Below are 20358 nucleotides of genomic sequence, written 5' to 3'. Positions count from 1 at the left end.
CCATATAAGAAAGAAGGATACTTTGATATAATATGAGCGATCTGCAAATTAAAAAATCATCAGCCACCTATGATGTGGTGATTGTTGGTTCGGGTGCCGGCGGGGGTATGGCCGGTTACGTTTTGGCCAACGCCGGTATAAAAGTTTTAATGCTTGAGGCCGGTGCTTACTTTGACCCTGCTAAAGATTCACAACAATTAAAATGGCCGTGGGAGTCGCCACGCCGCGGTGCGGGTACAACCCGTCCGTTCGGCGATTTTGATGCTGCTTATGGCGGCTGGGAAATTGACGGCGAGCCTTACACCACCAAAGATAAAACGGAGTTTTTCTGGTTCCGCTCTCGTATGCTGGGCGGCCGTACCAATCACTGGGGCAGGATCTCGTTAAGGATGGGCCCCCGCGATTTCCAGGCCAAAGATGGCCTTACCGACGACTGGCCAATCACCTATGATGACGTAAAACCATACTATGATAAGGTTGACCGTATGATTGGTGTTTACGGTACCAAAGAAGGTTTAGAGAATGAGCCGGATGGTATCTTCCTGCCTCCGCCCAAACCAAGGCTTAACGAGTTGTACATTGTACAGGGTGCTCAAAAAGCCGGTGTTAAAATAATTCCGGGCCGTGGTTCTGTATTAACAGAAGCTTTACCGGGCAATAAAGATCGTGGCGCTTGTTTCTTCTGCGGACAGTGCGGTCGCAGTTGTAAAGTTTACGGCGACTTCTCTGCATCATCATGTTTGGTTATCCCTGCTATTAAAACAGGTAACTTAAAAGTAATTACTAACGCCATGGTGCGTGAGGTAATTACCAATGCCGAAGGTTTAGCCGTTGGCGTATCGTATATTAATAAAGAGGATTTACAAGAGTACCAGGTTAACGCCAAAACGGTTATCCTTGGTGCAAGTGCGGGCGAATCTGCCAGGATCCTGCTTAACTCAAAATCTGCCCAGCATCCGGGTGGTTTGGCTAACAGCAGCGGTGTTGTTGGTCGTTATCTGCACGACTCTACCGGTTCAAGTGCCGGCGGGTTCCTTCCGCAACTGATGGACCGTAAACGTTACAACGAAGACGGTGTTGGTAGTGTGCACATCTACTCGCCATGGTGGTTAGATAATAAAAAACTGGATTTCCCCCGCGGTTATCATATCGAATACGGTGGTGGTTTACACATGCCATCATACGGTTTCAGCGGTGGTATCCAAAATATGAACGGTGTTGTGCCTGGCCGCGACGGTAAAATGAAAGAAGCAGGCGGTTACGGTGCTTCGTTAAAAGATGACTACCGTCGTTTTTATGGTACACAGTTTGGCATGGCCGGTCGTGGTACTGCCATTGCCCGTTATGATAACTATTGCGAAATTGACCCTAACGTGGTTGATAAATATGGTATCCCGGTGTTGCGTTTCCACTACAAATGGGCTCCTGAAGAAATTAAACAGGCTAAGCACATGCAGGAAACCTTCCAGGAAATTATGCATAACATGGGTGGCGCTATATATGGCGGCCCGCAAGGCCCTGAAACCAATTACGGTTTAGAGGCTCCGGGTAAGATCATCCACGAGGTTGGTACTATCCGTATGGGTAACGATCCTAAAAAATCGGCCTTAAATAAATGGTGCCAGGCGCATGATTGTAAAAACCTGTTTGTGGTTGACGCCGCTCCGTTTGTGCAGCAAGGCGATAAAAACGCAACATGGACAATCCTTGCGTTATCAATGCGTACCGCAGAATACATTATTCAGGAAAGAAAAAAATTAAACGTTTAACAAGCTAACATAACAATTTTATGAACAGACGTGACTCCCTCAAAGCCCTGGGCTTGGGTACACTTTCGGCAGGATTATTACTGGAGGCCTGTAAAACCGATACTAAAAAAGGCGCAGAAGAAACAACCACCGCAGCAGCCGGCGACGAAGTTGGCCGCCAGCCGTTTGAGGTTGAGCGTGACAAGAAATTGCACGCCGATAAGTTTTTCACCACTGCGGAGATGGCAACCATCACTGTGCTGGCAGATATTATTATCCCTAAGGATGATAAATCGGGCAGTGCATCTGATGCCAAGGTTCCTGATTTCATTGAGTTTATTGTAAAAGATATGCCAGATCATCAAACCCCGATGCGCGGTGGTTTACGCTGGCTGGATTTACAATGTCTTAACCGTTTCGGCAAACCATTTACCGATTGCACAAAAGATCAGCAGATCCAGCTAATTGATATGATTGCTTACCCAGCTAAAGCTAAGCCAGAAATGGCACAGGGTGTAGCGTTCTTCAACCGCATGCGCGATCTTACTGCATCAGGCTTTTTCACCAGCGAAATCGGCGTAAAAGATATTGGCTATGCAGGTAACCAACCCGGTAAATGGACAGGTGTACCTGATGATATCCTGAAGCATTACGGAATGGAGAATGTGAAAGCTTCGGCCTCGATGTAAATTAATTTATGTCATTGCGAGGAGGCACGACGAAGCAATCTCGTAGCTATACAGAGCGGCTCTGCTTCCGTGCGATTGCCACGCTACGCTCGCAATGACATTTTTTTAAATTTGCTATTCTTGCGCTCGTTTGTAACGAGCGCTTAACCTGGGTTTGCGTTTATAACGCAACGGGCGATACAATCGCCAAACCACACTAAGCGCTCGTTGCAAACGAGCGTAAGTTTTAAATAAGCTTTACTTTAGCTCCCAGGCCCCTACCCCAAACGCAGGCAAATTAATCGCCAGCTTCTCTCCTTTTATCTCTGGTTTTACATCTCCAATAATATTAACCGGGTTTCCGCTGGCCTCAATGTTGGCCCCCGTTTCTTTGTCCGATAGATTTATAGCCACCAATATTGTTTGCCCGGCATCCTTCCTCAAAAACGTAAATACTTGATCATTATCATTGCTGATAGTTTTGTAGCTGCCATCAACAAATGCCGGGTTTGCCTTGCGGATGATGATCATCTGCTTATAGTAATTCCATAATGAATTTGGGTCCTGTTTTTCTTCTTCCAGGGAAATGCCGTCGTTTGGTTTATCGTTATTAAAGTGGTCTTTCCATGGGCCGGTTTGTTTATACCATAAGGCCATGCCTTTGCCTGTATCGCTTTTGTACCATTCAAAAGCCTCCCTGTCGGGGATCTCGTTAGCATCTGTAGCACCAAAGTTAGCCGTGGTGCCGGTCATGCCCAGTTCCTGCCCGTAGTAAATGGAAGGGATGCCACCCATCAGCAGGTTAAAAGCACAGCCCACTTTCAGTTTTGCCAAATCGCTTTTAACGGCATAGCTAAACCGCGGCACATCATGGTTTTCAATAAAAACCACCTGCTGCTTACCAGGCGGCAGCATAGCCAGCGTTGAATCGGCATTGGCTAAAAGCAGTTTTTTATCAAACGACCTGATAGCAAAGCAAAGTCGTAACCCAAATACCCGGTCAACGCTGCCGTGTTCCAGGTATTCGGTGCCAAGACTAAACCAGTTGGCTTGTTCTGCTACTATTTTAATTTTAGGGTTGATGGTCCTTAGTTTGGTTAGCAAAGGGTTCCAGAAAGTATCGAACAGGTGCGGAAGACGGCCTTTATTATCCAGGTCATCCATCATATGGTCAAGCCTGAAGCCATCTACCCCATCGTCAAATTTACCATCGCCGTTAGGATCTATCCAAAAGCTGAATAGTTTGAGGTTATATGCTTTTGAGGCTTCGCTGTTAAGGTTTGCAGTAGTAATTTTTCGGGATACACTGTCATAACCCGTAAGGCCGGTGAGGTTATAAACTATGGTTGATGGCTTTTTGTTGTCCTTATCATCCCATAAAATATAATCGCTGTACGGCGATTTTGGATTGCCGAAAGCTTCCTTCCACCAGCGGGAATCTTCGGTAACATATTGGGTTTCCATATCCATATAAAACTTCATGCCCCGGCGGTGAAGTTCTTTGATCAGTTTAAGATAGTCGGCAAGGGAGCCGTATTTAGCGTCGATCTTTTCAAAATCAATGGCAAAATAATTATGGTAAAAAGCAGATTCGTAAAGCGGGGTAAGCAATATAGAGGTTACCCCCAGTTCCTGCAAATAATCAAGCTTTTGGCGGATGCCGTTTAGGTCGCCATGATAATCGCCATTGCTGTCATAAAAGCTTCGCTGAAATATATGATAGATAACCTCGTTTTTAACCGGCGCCCACGGCCTTGCATTAACCCTGACGAAAATTAATCCAAACGACAGGCACGCTAGAATAATTAGCTTGTTTGTTTTCATAGTAGTTATAAATGGTGATTAAAGTAACGTAAAGTGTTGATAACTAACAATAACTACAGGTGTGAAAAAATGGCATATTTTATCCTTAGGAGGATCAAACACGTGGGAAAGTCAACAAAAACCAATGGCGGGGATAAAATAAGCCATTTTTTGGACAATTTGCTAAAGTTTTAAAACCGGGTGTTACTATACATTTGTTGTATTAGTTAAGCATATTTCGGCCGGGCCAATATATAGCTTGACTACACCTATAAAGTTTAACGACCAATGAAAAACCCTCAATTATGGCTATAACGTGCAAGGCAGCAATTGCCGATGGTAAAGGAGGTTTTTCTGTACAGGATATTGTGGTTCACGAACCAAAGGATGATGAAGTATTGGTTAAAATAAAAGCAGCAGGACTTTGCCATACCGATCACGACTCCCTAAACTGGGGGAAACAACTTATTATAGGCCATGAAGGCGCTGGTGTTGTGATTTCGGTTGGGAAAAATGTTAGCAGTGTATTACCCGGTGATAAAGTGATCTTAAACTGGGCCATGCATTGCGGCAAATGCTTTCAGTGCCTTGAAGGCAATCAGCATTTGTGTGAAGTAGCCTCGCCGGTTGCAGCCGGCGGTAACGGCTACACCCCAGGCCATGCCGATCTCGACGGAACAACTTACAATGGCGAGCCCATTTTAAGGTCTTTCAATATTGGCACCATAGCGGGCTATACCCTGGTAAAGGAATCTGCAGTGGTAAAAAATAGTTCTGAAAGTATGTCATTTCCGGCTGCAAGTATCATTAGCTGCGGGGTGATGACAGGCTATGGCTCTGTTGTAAATGCAGCTAAACTAAAAGCAGGTTCATCGGCAGTTGTATTGGGTACCGGCGGCGTGGGCCTTAATGTGATACAAGGGGCAAAAGTTGCCGGAGCCGGGAAGATCATAGCCATCGATATTAACCCCACGCGACTTGAAATGGCTGTTAAGTTTGGTGCTACCCACACTGTTTTGGCTGCGAAAGATGATACCGGCCTGCTTAAAGCCGCCGAAGAAGTAAAAAAACTTACCGGTGGCCGTGGGGCCGATTATGCTTTTGAATGTACTGCCATTCCCGAATTAGGTGCGGCTCCGTTAGCAATGGTGCGCAATGCAGGCACAGCGGTGCAGGTAAGCGGTATTGAGCAGGATATCACCATTGATATGCGCCTTTTTGAGTGGGATAAAATTTACATTAACCCGCTTTACGGTAAGTGCCGCCCACAAATCGACTTTCCGGATATAGTACAACATTATACCAACGGACACTTACTACTTGAAGAAATGATTACTCGTACATACCCTATAAACGAACTTGATAAGGCTTTTGACGATATGCTGAAGGGCAAAAACGCAAAAGGTGTTATCGTGTTCGACTGAAGAAGCTCATGCCATTTAAAACTACAGAAATCTCCAACCCTCAATATGAAAATAACCAGCTGCGGTTTATAACTGTAAAAACGCCAAATCTTAAAGGCCGCGGTGATATCTGTTTATATGTGCCGCCTGGTGCTAACAAGAATGAGGTTTTACCTATTGTGATATTGCTGCACGGTGTATACGGCAGCGCCTGGAGCTGGGCCATGAGTGCGGGCGTTCATTTAAAAACCCATGCACTCATCGAAAAAGGAGAATTGCCACGAATGATATTAGCCATGCCATCAGACGGGCTTTGGGGCGATGGCTCGGGGTATTTACCGCACAGTGGCTTTAATTTTGAACAATGGATAGCCGAGGATGTCCCTACTGCGGTAATGGAGAATATCCCGGGGGCAAAACAAAATTCGCCGCTTTTTATAGCAGGCCTTTCAATGGGAGGCTTTGGTGCTTTGAGGATAGGCGCAAAATATGGGCATAAGTTTAAAGCTATTTCAGGGCTTTCATCAATAACAAGTCTGCCGCAAATCAAACTTTTTGCAGGCGAGCCTTTGAAAACATATGCTCAGGATATCGTGAGCGACGAAGACGTGTTTGCCACCTTTAAAAAATACAGGGATCAGTTGCCGCCAGTTCGTTTTGATTGCGGGACTAATGACCTCCTCATCAACTACAACCGGGATTTACATAAAAAGCTGGACAAGGAGAAAATCCCGCATATTTATGAAGAAAATCAGGGTGGGCATGAGTGGACATACTGGGCAAAGCATATTTTATCAACCCTTAAGTTTTTTGCCGGTAAGCTGTAAATAAGGCTGTTAATATAAACTAACAGTTGGCTTATAATGTGCGAATATCATTATTTTGTCAGTTTTGATTAGTCGAACATACCATTATCACTATTAGTAACGTTTATCTACTTTGTAGGTTAACGCCTGCAAATAGTGATAAGGTTTAGGTTTAAAGCCCCCAAGCAGCGAGTGCAAGGGGGCTTTTATTTTTGCTAAAGGTCACACAACACTTTTACGGGGTATTTTTTATTGCCAAATATTCTGAGGCGTTTTTCTAAATCAAAAAATTCTGCTTCGAAATCTTCAAAAGCGCTAAATCCGCTTAGTGCCCCCATCATTTTTAGTGCTGGCAGTATTTTCAAAGGACCAACACTTTCAAACTTGCTGTTGAAGCTGCTTAGGTTTTTATGACTTGTACCAAATTGAACAACTCCAAAAAGGAAATTGCAGTTCCCTTCCTCTTTTTCAAAGTTCCAAACCCGTTCAATTCCAGGTTGCATTGCCCTGGTCTCTGATTGGTCGTAGCCAGTACCCATTTTTCTGCCAATAATCTCACTGTTTGATAACTTGTCCAAAGTTGGTTTCTCGTTCGCATTGTATGTAGTAAGCACAAAGCGATAATCGCACGAACCGCGGTGTTGAATAATATCGATACAGATAATCACCCTGTAATTTCCGTCAAAATGTTTAAAGGTTAATGCGGTATCGGGTTTAAAATACAAGTTAGTAATGGTTCTATATGTTTTAGGGGCTCTTATTTTAACGTTTTCCTGAGATATCTTTTTCCAGAATCGTTCAAGCTCCCGAAGGCGGGCTTTACTTTCGTTTATGGAGCGTTCTGCCCAGATCTTGACGCCGCCGCCCTTATCAATCACTTTTTTTACGAGTGATAACATTTCAGCATCGATTTTTCCTATTTCCCAGTATGCTAAGGCGCAGGAGGTAATGTATATTTCATTGTCAAAATCATCAAAATGGCTCAACTCTTTTAAAGGAAACTTTTCTTTGATGAGTTCAAAATCAACCTTATTATCATAAAGATCCATGATACCCCAGTAGGTATCATGAGCGATATCTCCATCAATTATTTTCACGCCATCGGTAGCCATAAAATTTATTGTTGTTAATGAACCGCTAAATAAAGAACTATTATTAACTGATGTTAGCCTTTTCCCTATTTTAGTTTTTTATTTGATTTCGTAAATGAGCGATCTGAAGAAAGAATTACATCAGCTATGTGTTAATCATGTGCGTAAAATTATGGAAGCCACAGAGCTTGCTATTGCCGATGCACAAAAAGCCTCAACCGACGATACCAAAAGCAGTGCGGGCGATAAATACGAAACCGGGCGGGAAATGGCGCAGCAGGAAACCAACCGCAATATGGCGCAGCTTAATGAAGCCAACAAACTGTTAGTGGCCTTAAACCGCATAAGTACAACAGGGGCATCAGCACATGCCGAGCCTGGCAGCGTGATAGTTACCAATAACGGCAATTTTTATCTGGCTATAAGTGCGGGGGCTTTAATGCTTGGCAGCAAAACGTATTTCGCGGTGTCGCCGGCATCGCCTGTAGGAAATCTGCTTAGCGGCAAAAAAGCGGGAGAAGAGTTTACGCTTAACGGGAAGCTGTATAAAATTGAATCGGTAGTTTAGGTTTTTACAGCTGATTTATCCCAGGGAAATAATTTTTTGTTACGTTAATATTAAAAAAATACGGACAGCGCTTTCTTTACATATTTATTTTACAAAAACATCATACTTTTAAAACAAAAGCAATTGCCCTTTGTATTAATAGGTTGTCTTTTTTCATTTATTCCCCCAAAACCATCAAAAAAAATATTTTTTTTAAAATAAAAGCACTCATTCACATAAACATGCAGTAATCATCAAATATCTATTACTATATTTGATGTTAACAAAACGTGGGTAATTAACAAAGCATGCCCATTAAAAACTAAATATTAATGAACATATTCGTAGGAAGTCTTCCTTTTACTTTAGGGGAAGCCGATTTAAAGCAGCTTTTCGAAGCTTATGGTGAAGTTAACTCCGTAAAAATTATTATTGACAGGGAATCAGGAAGAAGTAAAGGGTTCGGATTCATTGAAATGGCAGATGATGAGGCAGCACAACAAGCTATAAGCGGCCTAAACGGTTCTGAAGTTAAAGGAAGATCAATTGCAGTAAGCCAGGCAGAAGAGAAAAAACCAGGCGGCGATCGCAGAAGCAGTGGCGGTGGCTACGGTGGCGGTAATCGCGGCGGCGGTGGTTATGGTGGCGGCAACCGCGGTGGCGGTGGCGGCTATTCAAGAGATAACCGTGGCGGCGGCGGCAAAAGCTGGTAAAAATATAATCTAAAGTAAAATACCGGGTTGGTTAATCCGGTATTTTACTTTATGTATAGCATCTGTAAATCTACCTTTCCGGAAAACGTTTTATTTAAGGATATTTTGCCTTACGCAAACTTCTATTTTCTAAAATTTCCTGACAGATAACAATTTATTATTGTACTTTTTGCGGTAGCCTTACCTCAAAAACGCTTCCTTCGGCCGGTTTGGAATAGATATTTATTGTTCCTTTTAGGGTTTCAACAAGGTGTTTTACTAAAGCCAGTCCGAAGCCAAAGCCAGCTTCTCCGGTTGTGCCGCTTGATGAAGTGGAACTGCCGCTCAGTATCTTGTCGATGCCTTTTTGATCGATGCCAACTCCATTATCTTTTACCTGGATTTGCAGGATATTGCTATGGTCATTTACTTCCAGGCGAAGATCGACCTCAACAATACCTCCCTTTGGCGTAAATTTTATTGCGTTTGAAATCAGGTTGCCGGTTATTTGTAATAGTTTATTCCGCGCAAACGGGATCCGTTCCGACTCAGACGAGGTTTTAACGGTAAGCAATATATTCTTATTCCGCGCCTGCGGGATAAATAGCCTTTCAATTTTATCTTTAAATACCAGCAGGTTAAATTCGGCCCCGTTAGGTATGGGTTTGTGATCCTTTTTATCGGCACTCAGGATCTCATCTGCAAGCTCCAGTATCGACCGGCCGCTTTTATGGATCAGGTTGATAAATTCAAGAACTTCTTCTATCTGATTGGCTTCCCCCTGCTCGCTGATAAACTGGGCAAGACCAATAATGCCGCTTAATGGCCCGCGGATGTCATGTGCTACTTTCTTTTGAGTTTCATTGGCCTCAGAAAGCTTGTTTTTAAGTTTGCCAATTACCTTTAAATCTTTTAACCGGTTTACTATTTCATCGGCAATGATTTTTAAAAGCTCAACCTTTTCGGGCGTAAGCTCTTTAACGTTTTTATCCAGCACACATAAAGCGCCTATATTATGATCATCACTCGTTTTAAGCGGAATTCCATAATAATACCTCAGCTTCGGTTCGTCGGTTACATAAAATTTATTCTTGAAACGCTCGTCGTTTTGCAGGTCGCCTACTTCAAAATATTCACCGTTTATAATGGTATACTGGCAAACAGAATCTTCGCGGGGCATTTGTTCAATTTGCAGCCCATGGCCACTGATGCTCCATTGGGTATAGGAGTCGATAAGGTTAACCAACGAGATTTCGGTTCCGGTAACCTTGGCGGCCAGTTTGGCGAGGTCTTTAAAGCTATCTTTGTATTCGGTGTAATCCAGGTCAAATTCTGACAGGCTTAAAAGCCTTTCCATTTCATTATCAGGAATTGGTTGGGTAGGCATATTATATTATATATAGGTAATTATTATATACGTGTTTTTATTCCATAAGGTTCTATGGATAATAAATACGATGCATTAAATTTTAGGTAATTGTATATTACATTATCATAAATTTATGCCGGTTAATTACATGAGCCTAACAACTAAAACTACATTGCCAACGTATTGTTTTAAACCACATATCAGCTTTTATTAACGTAAAATTTTTAACCATGAAAAAACTGCTCCTGGTAACACTATTTATTGGTTTAGCTACTATGACTTTTGCGCAGCGCAAAGTTGTTTGCTGTAGCAATCCATCGGCAACGCAGCAATTTGCCATGCTGGCGTCAAACCCGAAATTTAAAATGTCGCACAAAAACCCGCTGCCAATGCATTTTCAAAGCAGCATTGGTGAGGCCATCACCTACAAAACACCCGATGGGAAACAGGCATCGGCATTTTTTATGAAAGCAAAAAAGCCTACCAACAATTATTTATTGGTGATACACGAATGGTGGGGACTTAATGACTATGTAAAAAAGGAATCGGAAAAGCTGTATAATGACCTGGGCAATGTAAATATCATCGACCTTGACCTGTACGATGGTAAGGTAGCAACCACGCGCGAAGATGCAGGCAAATTTATGCAGGCTGTAAATGATGACAGGGCGCGTGCCATAGTAAACGGCGCAATTACCTACGCCGGAGCTAATGCACACATTGCCACCATTGGCTGGTGCTTTGGCGGCGGCTGGAGCCTGCAAACCAGTTTACTTGCGGGTAAAAAAGCGGTAGCTTGTGTAATGTACTACGGTATGCCCGAGCAGGATGTTAATAAACTAAAAACGCTAAACGCCGATGTGCTGGGCAACTTTGCCAACAAAGACCAGTGGATTAACCCAAAGGTTGTAGCCAAGTTTGATGCCGATATGAAGGCCGCCGGTAAAAAAGTGTACCTGCACCAATATGACGCCGACCACGGTTTTGCTAACCCAAGTAATCCTATTTATAACAGCGATGCCACCAAAGATGCTTATGCAAATACGCTGGTGTTTTTAAAAGCCAGATTGAAGTAAACAAAACTAACCGTGTGGTGTTGTATGGGGCAAGCTTTAGCATGCCCCATTTTTTTGTAACATTGCATAAAATTTATCTACTTGACACGTTCTGCAAAAAAGGTTGTTTCGTATCTACTTAAGGCCGGTATATTAATTGTTGCAGGGTGGTTTATTTACCGGCAGTTCAATAAAAAGAATAACGACCTAAAGCAGTTTGAACATTTCGCATCGCAAATAAGTACTACCCATGTTGTTATTGTCATGGGGCTGGTAGTTTTATTGATGTTTTTAAACTGGTTTCTGGAGGCACTTAAGTGGCGGTACGTAACCAAAACCCTCATCAATATCAGTTTGTGGGAAGCAGTTGAGGCTGTTTTTTGCGGACTTACCTGGGCTGTGACCACGCCAAACCGATTGGGCGAATATGGCGGCCGCGTAATGTTTTTGCCGCCGCGCAAACGTGTCCCGGGTATTTTTGCCATGGGGGTAGGTTCGTTTAGTCAGGGTTCGGTAACCAATGTTTTGGGGGTAATAGCCATGATATGGTTTGTTGCCAACTATATTCATACCAATTTGGCGTTGGCCTGGGGCGTAACGGCTGTTTGCGCAATAATAGTTGCCATACAACTGATATTTTATTTTAATATAAACTGGGCGGTTACCCTGCTTGACCGTGTTCCATTTATCAAAAAGTATCACCGCTTTTTTGAGGTAATGGGGCGTTACCGCACGCATGAGCTTATCAAGATCATGGGTTTCAGTATTGCGCGTTACCTCACGTTTTCATTCCAGTATTTCCTGGTTTTTCAGATGCTGGTGCCCAATATGAATATTGCACCAATGATGATGATGCTAACGTTGTTTTTCCTGGTATCATCAGCCATACCATCGCTTGATCTTTTTGACATTGGCGTACGCGGCTTTACAGCTTCGCACCTGTTTGTTTATGTAACAGATCAAAATATTGCCGTAATAGCCGGCGTATCATCAATATGGCTTATTAATTTATTTATTCCTGCTATTTTAGGATCGTTGTTCGTTTTAAAACTCAAATTCTTTGACCGCGCTGATTAGTATTATTTCGTTGTTTTCTATTGGGCTTTATGTGGTATTGCTGATCTATCTGCGTATAGGCTGGGCAAAGGTCACGATGGGGCCGGTTGTTGCTAATTCGGTACATACCAAAGTTACTGTGCTTATAGCGGCCCGGAATGAAGAGGAAAAGATCCATTTAACTATCGAAGATATCTTAGCCCAGGATTACCCAAAGCACCTGTTAGAAATTATTATTGTTGACGACCATTCAACAGATAATACGGCCGCTATTATAAGCAGCTATGCGGCGCAGGGTGTTAAATTGCTTCAGCTTAAACTTGGCGAAACACTAAACTCCTATAAAAAGAAGGCAATTGCCGAGGCTATCAAGCTTTCAACAGGCGATTTAATGGTAGCTACAGATGCAGACTGTCGTATGGGCAATCAATGGCTACGCACCATTGTTGGTTTCTTTGAGCAAAACGATCTGGTGATGATCTCATCGCCGGTAACTTATTTTCAGGAGCAGTCGGTATTTGAGCGGATGCAAACGCTCGATTTTTCATCGCTTATTGGTATGGGAGGTTCCTTTTTAGGTCATGGTTTTGCTGCCACATGCAATGGTGCAAATTTTGCGTATCGTAAAGATGTATTTTATGAAGTAGGCGGTTTTACAGGTATAGATGATCTGGCCTCGGGCGACGATGAGCTCCTTTTGCATAAAGTAGCTGAGCGCCATCCCGGCAGGATAGGCTTTTTGAAACGGCGCGAGGCGATTGTATATACCCATGCAAAACCCAATTTGAAAGAGTTTATACAGCAAAGACGCCGCTGGGCATCAAAGTCAACCAAGTACAAAAACAAAAAGATGGTGGCTTTTGCACTTAGTATCTGGCTCTGTAATTTCATGTTGTTGTTTACAGCTGTGCTTGGGATTTTTAATATCTATTTCCTGAAACTGTTTTTGCTTACCATCGGCATTAAATATGCGATAGACTTATTTTACATGACCCCTATCATGAACTTCTTAAAACGGCGCGAACTGTTATTGTATGTAAGCTTTGTTCTGCCACTTAATGTCCTTTATTTTGTTATTATCGGCTTTTTAGGAAAAAATAAAAAATACGCCTGGAAAGGCCGTGTAGTTAAGTAAGCCCCACGAGCTAAAAGCAGAAGGCTTAAGGCTCAAAGCTTGCACGATCAAAGGCAGATTACTCCCCAATATTTATCCACAAAGAGTTGTTAAGCTTTAGGCTTTCAGCGTTGAGCTTTTAGCTTCATAATGCATTTGTAAAGAAAACAGCCGTTATTGCTAATTGTGCCTATTTAAACGATATTTAGCCAATACACATGAACTGTTAACACATTGGCCGAAATTACACCAGCAAAACGCACCTTGCGTGTTTTTAAGCGCAATAAAATTGCTGTAGCCGGGCTGGCATTTATCCTGCTTACTTTGCTTGTTGCCATACTGGGCTACCTCGTTATGCCCGATGATACTCCCCTGGCCAATAATATGGTCATCCAGCTTAGTATAAAAAAGCCGGGATCTACGTATATGATATTAAGACTCCGGAAAACGGAGCCTGTTGATACCGTAAATATATTTTCAAGGATGCTGTACGGGCAGCCTTCGTTTTATAAAGAGGTGCCGATTACCGGCTATCATTTCGTTAAAGACTCCATTTACATTAATGGATATATAGGCGATGAGGATAAACCCGAAAAGAAGGTATATAATATTTTTGAAGTGATTACCGGCCAAAAGCCCGTTTATAAAGATGGCAAGGTTATTTTTAACGATAATGGCCAAACGTCTGCAGTGGTTGCTTCGGCAGCTGTTTATCACAGTTTCGACGCCAGGATCCGGAAAGAAAATATCGGCTTTAAAACTTTTTGGCTTGGTACCGATGGCTATGGCCGGGATATGCTGAGCCGCCTGTTATTGGGTACCCGCATCTCGCTGGCCGTAGGCCTGATGTCGGTTATTATCAGTATGCTGCTTGGCGTAACCGTTGGGGCTGTAGCCGGGTACTTTGGTGGCTGGATAGATGCATCCTTAAGCTGGCTAATGAATATTTTGTGGGCTTTGCCCGCCCTGCTGTTGGTGATAGCCATATCTTTTGCACTGGGTAAAGGATTATGGCAAATATTTATAGCCGTTGGCCTGTCCATGTGGGTTGAGGTTGCGCGCCTGGTGCGCGGGCAGGTAATGGGCCTTAAACAAGTGGAATATATTGAGGCGGCAAGGGCTTTGGGCTTTAGTAACAAGCGCATTATAGCCAAACATATTTTACCCAATATAACCGGCCCCATGCTGGTATTGGCATCATCGAATTTTGCGTCGGCCATACTTTTAGAGGCCGGGCTTAGTTTTTTAGGCTTTGGCGCACAGCCCCCTACCCCAACCTGGGGAGGCATGATCAAGGAACACTATGGTTATATTGTTATGGATTCGGCGTTTTTGGCTATCATTCCGGGTATGGCCATCATGCTGCTGGTGTATGCTTTTAACCTGGTTACCGTTGGCTTACGCGATGCCTTTGATATAAAATCACAAAGTACTCGTATTTAAAAATTATTTCTTCTATTTTAGTCAGCGGACTTATATCAATATGCTGAATATAGACGACGGTTCCGGCGAAGACGAATTGATCAGGCTTTTGCTCAAACGGCAGTCGGAATTAAATTCTTTACTGGAAATTACGCGGGCAATAAACAAAAACACCGCTACTCCTATCCTCATTCAAATGCTGGAAGTTATTCTGCAAAATTATTTGCAGGTAGGCAAACTGCGTTTTTTGATTGAGAAGGATAATAAATTTGCCTGTATAGCCAAATATGGCGGCGATATTGAATCGTCGGTGGTGCTGGCCCGCGCCTGTAAAAAACTGAGTAAGGTTAAAGCCCCTACTGCTATAGCCGGACACCGCGACCCCGTACTCAAAAAATACAATTATTTCATCCCGGTATATCATAAAAGCAAAGCGCTGGCCTACGCCCTCATCGGCGATTTTAATACTTCGGGCGAGATGCTTAACAACGATCTCAACTTCATCCAAACGCTGATGAACGTGATCATTGTGGCGTTGGAAAATAAAAAGCTTTTCCGCGAGCGGTTGCAGTCCGAACGTTTTCAGCGCGAGATGGAGCTTGCGGTAGAAGTGCAAAATATGCTGATCCCCATGCGCGAGCACAAAGATGATAGTGTGGAGATCGGTGCCAAATATCTTCCGCATCAAAATATTGGCGGAGATTATTTTGATTTCATCCGCCTTAATGATCATGAGTTTTTATGGTGCATTGCCGATGTATCGGGCAAGGGAATTTCGGCAGCATTGCTGATGGCCAACTTCCAGGCCAGTTTGCATGCCTGGGCAGCGGTTGATGGTGATTTGACCAACATTGTTGACAGATTAAATAAAATTGTGCTCAGCAATACCAAAGGCGAGCGGTTTATTACCCTTTTTATTGCACGCTATAACCAAAAAAAGCGGCGGCTTAATTATATCAATGCGGGCCACAATCCAACCATCCTTTACTCGGAAGGCGGGGCTATTCCGCTTAAATTGGGCACTACGATGATCGGTGTTTTTGAGGATTTGCCTTTTTTAAACGAGGGCGAAGTTGATGTTGAACCCGGCAGCCTGATCTTTAACTATACAGACGGGCTTATGGACTTTGAATCGCCAAGCTCCAAAGTGTGGAATGAGGATAAATTGCTTGATTTTGTGCTGGCGCATGGCGAGCTATCACCGGATAATTTTAACCAGGCTTTGATGGATTACCTGAACAATGTGCATAAAAGCAAACCGATTGATGATATTACCCTGCTTACGCTAAAGATTTTTTAGCGTAAAACTGCGTAATCTTTATTGTTGAAAAACTAATCATACTAATTGCCCCGCTAACACGTTTACAACACTTATTATATTTGCCGGATGCTATCAGCCAGGTACCAGTACGAATTTTTAGAAGCAGGATGCGATGAAGCCGGGCGCGGTTGCCTTGCCGGGCCGGTTTTTGCCGCTGCGGTTATTTTACCTCCCGATTTTAACCATCAGTTACTGAATGATTCCAAACAAGTTACCGAAGAAATAAGGTATCAGCTTCGTGCCGAAATTGAGAAGAATGCCGTTGCCTATGCCGTGGCATCTGTTGATAACCTGGAAATAGATGAAATTAATATCCTCAATGCATCATTCCTGGCCATGCACAGGGCTATTGAAAAATTACATCTTGAGCCCCAGTTTTTGATCATTGACGGAAACCGTTTCAAAAAATACAGGAACATCCCGCATGAGTGTATTATTAAGGGCGATGGAAAATATTTCAGCATTGCGGCGGCATCCATATTGGCTAAAACTTACCGCGACGATTATATGATGCAAATAGCGGCTGAACACCCGGAGTATGACTGGCATACCAACAAGGGTTATCCTACTACAAAGCATCGCGAAACAGTAATGAAGATAGGTTTTACGCCCTATCATCGTCGTACCTTCAGGGTTACCGATCCGCAGTTAAGTATTTTTTAATGAAGTTTTGAATACCACGTTCAGGATGGTATTTTTGTTAAAAACCCATTCCACCGTTTGAAGATCCTAATTTTAACACATCGTGTACCATTTCCGCAAAATGGCGGTTACGCCATTGTGGTTTGCAATACCATTAAAGGGTTGATTGCACTTGGGCATGAAGTTGCGCTGGTGGCTTTAAATGGTAAAAGATATAATGGCAGTGTACAAACAACCGAAGATGAACTGCTGCAAAAGATCCGCTATACATCATACGATATCAATATCAATGTATCGGTACTTGATGCCGTAACCAATCTGTTCAACAAAAAAGCAAACGATGTTGACCGCTATTACGATGCCGAATTTGAAAAACTCCTGCTACGCGAATTGCGCCAAACGGCATATGATGTTATTCAGTTTGAGGGTTTGTTTGTAACGCCATACCTGGCTGCCATGCGTAAGCATACGCAAGCCCGGTTAATCTACAGGTCGCACAATATCGAGCACCAGGTATGGATGCGGCTGGCGCAACAAAAAAGCGATCTGTTTAAGAAATGGTACCTGCATTTGCTGGCCCGCAGGGTTAAAGATTACGAGCTGCAGCAGCTCAATAAATTTGATGGCATTGCCGTATTTACCAACGAGGACAAAAAAACGATGGTATCGTACGGCGTTACCATTCCGGTTGATATTTTTCCGGTGGGGATCTCCCTGCCCGATTATAAGCCCGACTACAATAAAACGGAATTCCCGAGCTTGTTTTTTTTAGGTTCGTTAGATTGGATGCCCAACCGGGAGGGGATTGAGTGGTTTATCGAAAATTTTTATAAAGATCTTACCGAGGGGGACCTTCGCGTAAAATTTTATGTCGCAGGTCATAATATCCCCGATAGCTTTGATGATTACGAGGCGATGGGAAAGATCTTTATCCAGGGAGAGGTTGACGATGCTTCGGAGTTTGTGAACAGTAAGGCTATTATGGTAGTGCCTTTACTTTCGAGCGGAGGTATGCGGGTTAAGATAGTGGAAGGTATGGCCATGGAAAAGTGTATCATCTCCACCTCGTTGGGTGCCGAGGGTATTAATTTTACCAATGGCGCCAATATTCTCATTGCCAACAACCGGCAGGAGTTTTATGATGCTATTGCGCGTTGCATTACCGACGAGGAATTTTGCCGCAACATTGGCCTCAACGCCCGTCGCCTGATTGAAGAGCAGCACGATGTGCATGTAATAGCGCCAAACCTGGTTGCTTTTTATCAGAGTGTGGAACCTTGATTTGCATGATTTGAGGATTTCTTGAGTTCCGCAAAAGCTGTGATGTTTCGCGATCAACAACGGTGACGAATTACCTATAAAAAATCATGTCATTGCGAGCGTAGCGCGGCAATCTCGTAGCCAATGCATGTCCGCCCTCCTGTATAGCTACGAGATTGCTTCGTCGTTCCTCCTCGCAATGAAATATTTTCTGTGTGCATTCTGCCAACTGAAAACCGCCAACTGAAAACTACTGCTGCTGTTGTTGTTGCTGCTGAATAATCTCCATGTACCGTTGATAGCTGTTTTTAGAAAATTCGGTTACCGCGTGTACGGCAGGTGTTTCGTGAGCTTTATCCTCAAAAACAATAGTATCGGCATCATCAACAACTACGGATACTTCCAGTTTGTGGCCATAAGCACCTTTATAAACACCTTTAACCGGCGAGCAGTCGGAAAAATTGCGGCCTACAGCCAGGCGTACATGGGTTTCATTGGCAACGCAGTTGTTGGTAGGGTCGATACCGAGCCAGCCGTAATCGGGTACGTAAACTTCGGCCCAGGCATGGGTGGCGCCTTCGCCGCGCATAGCGCTGCTGTGGGTGCAAATATAACCGCTTACATAGCGCGATGGTATTTTAAGCTGGCGGAGCATGACCATCAAAATATGGGCAAAATCCTGACAAACGCCTGCTCTAAGCTTCCATACTTCATCAAGTGTGGTTTCAACGGTAGTAACCCCTTTGATGTACTCAAAGTTTTTGTATACCCAACCACAAAAACGAAGCGCCACCTGGAAAGGTGTTTCGTCTTTACGTCGCTCCTGTTCAACTACTTCCTGCAGTTCGGGCAGGCCCTCAAAATATTCCTGCTTTAGAAAATCAATATAAGGCACCATGTACTGAAGGCGCTTAAGATCTTCCCATTGCTGTTCAGGAAAAATATCGTTTACCGGCAAAGGACGCTGACGGGTAGTAACAACCAGTTTTGAGTTAATAACCAGCATATTGTGCTGATTGCTGTACGTGAAACTGCCAACTTCATTACCGTAATAGTCGGTGTGCGTATCAACTACCGGGTTCCCGGTTATGTTGAGCTCCTGCTTAATTACTTCCTGGTAGTCGTCTTTTATCGGGAACAGGATAATTTGGTTGGCGCTGTCGCGCACAGGGCCCTCATAGGTATATTTTGTAATATGTTGGATTTTAAATTCAGGCATTGCTTTAATTTTTTAATTTGAGGATTTGAAAATTTGAAAATGAGGGAATAGGTTTTCAAAACTTCAAATCAAAATCTATTAACTGGTTAATTGAATAATTTGAAGATGTGTCGATTTGAAAATTGATTCGTCTTCAAATCGGCACATTTTCAAATTAAGTTTATGAATTAGCAAAATAGTGCTGATTTAATGAATTGCCCACGCCGTACAGTTCGCTCCTGATCTGGGTGAGGAACAGGTGCAGCCCCTCCTGCTTAATGCTTTTTACCGAACTGTATTTGATGCGGCTTTGTAACCTGCCTATCTGGAACGACATTTCCCGATAGTCGTCGGCATTGCTGTCGTTCTTCAACCTGTCGAAATAACGCTGAATATTATTTACCGAATAGATAACCGAGCGTGGGAAATCATTGTTCAATACAACCTGTTCCAAAACGTTTTCGGCCTCAAAGCCTTCGCGGTAGGTTTTTAAATACAGCTCATATCCGCCCAATGAAAGCAACAAATGTTTCCAGTACGTGGTATCAGTAAGGAGGTCCGGGTTGTCACTTATCGAACTAAACTTGGTATCCAAAATATCAACCGACTGGATAGCCCGCTCCAGGTATTTCCCAATGTTCATAAACGCACGGCCTTCGCCGCGTTCCATGGTAATTTCTACCGTACCGTAATAAAGCATTACCTGTTTTATCAGCACATCCAGTACGCCTATCGGGTCCTCCCGGTGCAGGGAACGTTCCAGGCGCGGATCTTTTACGGTGTGGTAATATTCATTAAGGCATTGCCAAAGGTCCTTGGTAATGTGCTCCTGCACGCCACGGGCATTTTCTCGTGCCAGTGTGATGATATTAAGTATGGAATTAGGATTGTTTTTTCCGGTAACCATATACTTTAAAACCGACCGGCTGTCGTTGTCCAGCTTTTCGGCCTCGCCGGCGTTAAGCCCGGCAAAAATCCTCATTACAGGCTCCCATGTAAATTCCTGCACCGTATCCTGCGATGAGGCGTAATTAATTTTTAACATCCGCAGCATACCATCGCTGCGTTCAATGTAACGGCTTAACCAATAAAAACTTGCTGCAACCCTGCTTAACATAAGAGCCCCCTAACCCCCTAAAGGGGGAATGATTATACTGGCGGAT

General features: G+C 43.4%; 18 protein-coding genes. 13 read left to right on the top strand and 5 right to left on the bottom strand.

Translation table 11 applies throughout. The features are described 5' to 3' along the window. Positions 1 to 32: 32 nt before the first annotated feature. The gene (locus BMX50_RS08845) at positions 33 to 1769 is read left to right on the top strand and encodes a GMC family oxidoreductase (protein ID WP_091210128.1); all 1737 of its coding nucleotides are present in this window, start codon (positions 33 to 35) and stop codon (positions 1767 to 1769) included. A gap of 20 nt (positions 1770 to 1789) precedes the next feature. Next, positions 1790 to 2437: a gluconate 2-dehydrogenase subunit 3 family protein gene (locus BMX50_RS08840; protein ID WP_091210127.1), complete on the top strand. Its 648-nt coding sequence runs from the start codon at positions 1790 to 1792 to the stop codon at positions 2435 to 2437. A 237-nt stretch (positions 2438 to 2674) separates the two neighbouring features. Here BMX50_RS08840 and BMX50_RS08835 read toward each other — a convergent pair whose 3' ends face one another. Further along, complete coding sequence (locus tag BMX50_RS08835; RefSeq protein WP_091210126.1) at positions 2675 to 4240, bottom strand: alpha-amylase family glycosyl hydrolase; 1566 nt, start codon at positions 4238 to 4240, stop codon at positions 2675 to 2677. A 284-nt stretch (positions 4241 to 4524) separates the two neighbouring features. Here BMX50_RS08835 and BMX50_RS08830 point away from each other — a divergent pair, with 284 nt between their 5' ends. Both BMX50_RS08830 and BMX50_RS08825 read left to right on the top strand, forming a co-directional pair. Then, the gene (locus BMX50_RS08830) at positions 4525 to 5643 is read left to right on the top strand and encodes a Zn-dependent alcohol dehydrogenase (RefSeq protein WP_091210125.1); all 1119 of its coding nucleotides are present in this window, start codon (positions 4525 to 4527) and stop codon (positions 5641 to 5643) included. Positions 5644 to 5651: 8 nt separating this feature from the next. After that, positions 5652 to 6449: an alpha/beta hydrolase gene (locus BMX50_RS08825; RefSeq protein ID WP_091210124.1), complete on the top strand. Its 798-nt coding sequence runs from the start codon at positions 5652 to 5654 to the stop codon at positions 6447 to 6449. 194 nt (positions 6450 to 6643) lie between these two features. Here BMX50_RS08825 and BMX50_RS08820 read toward each other — a convergent pair whose 3' ends face one another. Next, positions 6644 to 7540 (bottom strand): hypothetical protein, encoded by an 897-nt coding sequence (locus BMX50_RS08820; RefSeq protein ID WP_091210123.1) that lies wholly within the window; start codon positions 7538 to 7540, stop codon positions 6644 to 6646. A 94-nt stretch (positions 7541 to 7634) separates the two neighbouring features. On the opposite strand from BMX50_RS08820, the gene BMX50_RS08815 reads away from it, so the two are divergent. Next, on the top strand, positions 7635 to 8087 hold the full coding sequence (locus BMX50_RS08815; protein ID WP_091210122.1) for a 3-oxoacyl-ACP synthase: 453 nt from the start codon (positions 7635 to 7637) through the stop codon (positions 8085 to 8087). Positions 8088 to 8398: 311 nt separating this feature from the next. Continuing rightward, positions 8399 to 8779, top strand: coding sequence for an RNA recognition motif domain-containing protein (locus tag BMX50_RS08810; protein WP_091210121.1), 381 nt, complete (start codon positions 8399 to 8401; stop codon positions 8777 to 8779). A 157-nt stretch (positions 8780 to 8936) separates the two neighbouring features. Here BMX50_RS08810 and BMX50_RS08805 read toward each other — a convergent pair whose 3' ends face one another. Continuing rightward, complete coding sequence (locus BMX50_RS08805) at positions 8937 to 10145, bottom strand: GAF domain-containing sensor histidine kinase (RefSeq protein WP_091210120.1); 1209 nt, start codon at positions 10143 to 10145, stop codon at positions 8937 to 8939. A 212-nt stretch (positions 10146 to 10357) separates the two neighbouring features. Here BMX50_RS08805 and BMX50_RS08800 point away from each other — a divergent pair, with 212 nt between their 5' ends. From BMX50_RS08800 to BMX50_RS08770, 7 genes are all read left to right on the top strand, one after another. Further along, positions 10358 to 11203 carry a dienelactone hydrolase family protein gene (locus BMX50_RS08800; protein ID WP_091210119.1) on the top strand — a complete coding sequence of 282 codons (846 nt, stop codon included), beginning with the start codon at positions 10358 to 10360 and terminating at the stop codon, positions 11201 to 11203. Positions 11204 to 11284: 81 nt separating this feature from the next. Further along, positions 11285 to 12259: a lysylphosphatidylglycerol synthase domain-containing protein gene (locus BMX50_RS08795; RefSeq protein WP_091210118.1), complete on the top strand. Its 975-nt coding sequence runs from the start codon at positions 11285 to 11287 to the stop codon at positions 12257 to 12259. Next, positions 12243 to 13373 (top strand): glycosyltransferase family 2 protein, encoded by a 1131-nt coding sequence (locus BMX50_RS08790; protein ID WP_091210117.1) that lies wholly within the window; start codon positions 12243 to 12245, stop codon positions 13371 to 13373. Before BMX50_RS08795 ends, BMX50_RS08790 begins: the two co-directional genes overlap by 17 nt. Before the next feature lie 213 nt (positions 13374 to 13586). Further along, positions 13587 to 14795: an ABC transporter permease gene (locus tag BMX50_RS08785; protein WP_091210116.1), complete on the top strand. Its 1209-nt coding sequence runs from the start codon at positions 13587 to 13589 to the stop codon at positions 14793 to 14795. A gap of 40 nt (positions 14796 to 14835) precedes the next feature. Next, a complete protein-coding gene (locus tag BMX50_RS08780) occupies positions 14836 to 16074 on the top strand; it encodes a PP2C family protein-serine/threonine phosphatase (RefSeq protein ID WP_091210115.1) in 1239 nt (412 codons plus the stop codon). A gap of 87 nt (positions 16075 to 16161) precedes the next feature. Continuing rightward, a complete protein-coding gene (locus tag BMX50_RS08775; protein WP_091210114.1) occupies positions 16162 to 16758 on the top strand; it encodes a ribonuclease HII in 597 nt (198 codons plus the stop codon). A gap of 57 nt (positions 16759 to 16815) precedes the next feature. Beyond that, the gene (locus BMX50_RS08770; RefSeq protein ID WP_091210113.1) at positions 16816 to 18018 is read left to right on the top strand and encodes a glycosyltransferase family 4 protein; all 1203 of its coding nucleotides are present in this window, start codon (positions 16816 to 16818) and stop codon (positions 18016 to 18018) included. Positions 18019 to 18247: 229 nt separating this feature from the next. On the opposite strand, the gene BMX50_RS08765 is transcribed toward BMX50_RS08770, so the two are convergent. Both BMX50_RS08765 and BMX50_RS08760 read right to left on the bottom strand, forming a co-directional pair. Further along, entirely contained in the window at positions 18248 to 19216 is a 969-nt protein-coding gene (locus BMX50_RS08765; RefSeq protein WP_091210112.1) for a transglutaminase family protein, read from the bottom strand. Between the two features lie 160 nt (positions 19217 to 19376). Then, positions 19377 to 20312 (bottom strand): alpha-E domain-containing protein, encoded by a 936-nt coding sequence (locus tag BMX50_RS08760; protein ID WP_091210111.1) that lies wholly within the window; start codon positions 20310 to 20312, stop codon positions 19377 to 19379. Positions 20313 to 20358 lie beyond the last annotated feature (46 nt).

Origin of the sequence: Mucilaginibacter gossypiicola (genome assembly GCF_900110105.1) — a bacterium.
Classification (GTDB): domain Bacteria; phylum Bacteroidota; class Bacteroidia; order Sphingobacteriales; family Sphingobacteriaceae; genus Mucilaginibacter; species Mucilaginibacter gossypiicola.
Note: the sequence above shows the minus strand (reverse complement) of the source record. Positions and strands in the feature narration are given on the sequence as shown.

Coding starts and splice junctions, on each gene's coding strand:
- BMX50_RS08775 (WP_091210114.1), top strand. CDS start 16,162: ATGCTATCAGCCAGGTACCAGTACGAATTTTTAGAAGCAGGATGCGAT.
- BMX50_RS08810 (WP_091210121.1), top strand. CDS start 8,399: ATGAACATATTCGTAGGAAGTCTTCCTTTTACTTTAGGGGAAGCCGAT.
- BMX50_RS08805 (WP_091210120.1), bottom strand. CDS start 10,145: ATGCCTACCCAACCAATTCCTGATAATGAAATGGAAAGGCTTTTAAGC.
- BMX50_RS08820 (WP_091210123.1), bottom strand. CDS start 7,540: ATGGCTACCGATGGCGTGAAAATAATTGATGGAGATATCGCTCATGAT.
- BMX50_RS08830 (WP_091210125.1), top strand. CDS start 4,525: ATGGCTATAACGTGCAAGGCAGCAATTGCCGATGGTAAAGGAGGTTTT.
- BMX50_RS08845 (WP_091210128.1), top strand. CDS start 33: ATGAGCGATCTGCAAATTAAAAAATCATCAGCCACCTATGATGTGGTG.
- BMX50_RS08780 (WP_091210115.1), top strand. CDS start 14,836: ATGCTGAATATAGACGACGGTTCCGGCGAAGACGAATTGATCAGGCTT.
- BMX50_RS08835 (WP_091210126.1), bottom strand. CDS start 4,240: ATGAAAACAAACAAGCTAATTATTCTAGCGTGCCTGTCGTTTGGATTA.
- BMX50_RS08815 (WP_091210122.1), top strand. CDS start 7,635: ATGAGCGATCTGAAGAAAGAATTACATCAGCTATGTGTTAATCATGTG.
- BMX50_RS08800 (WP_091210119.1), top strand. CDS start 10,358: ATGAAAAAACTGCTCCTGGTAACACTATTTATTGGTTTAGCTACTATG.
- BMX50_RS08825 (WP_091210124.1), top strand. CDS start 5,652: ATGCCATTTAAAACTACAGAAATCTCCAACCCTCAATATGAAAATAAC.
- BMX50_RS08765 (WP_091210112.1), bottom strand. CDS start 19,216: ATGCCTGAATTTAAAATCCAACATATTACAAAATATACCTATGAGGGC.
- BMX50_RS08760 (WP_091210111.1), bottom strand. CDS start 20,312: ATGTTAAGCAGGGTTGCAGCAAGTTTTTATTGGTTAAGCCGTTACATT.
- BMX50_RS08840 (WP_091210127.1), top strand. CDS start 1,790: ATGAACAGACGTGACTCCCTCAAAGCCCTGGGCTTGGGTACACTTTCG.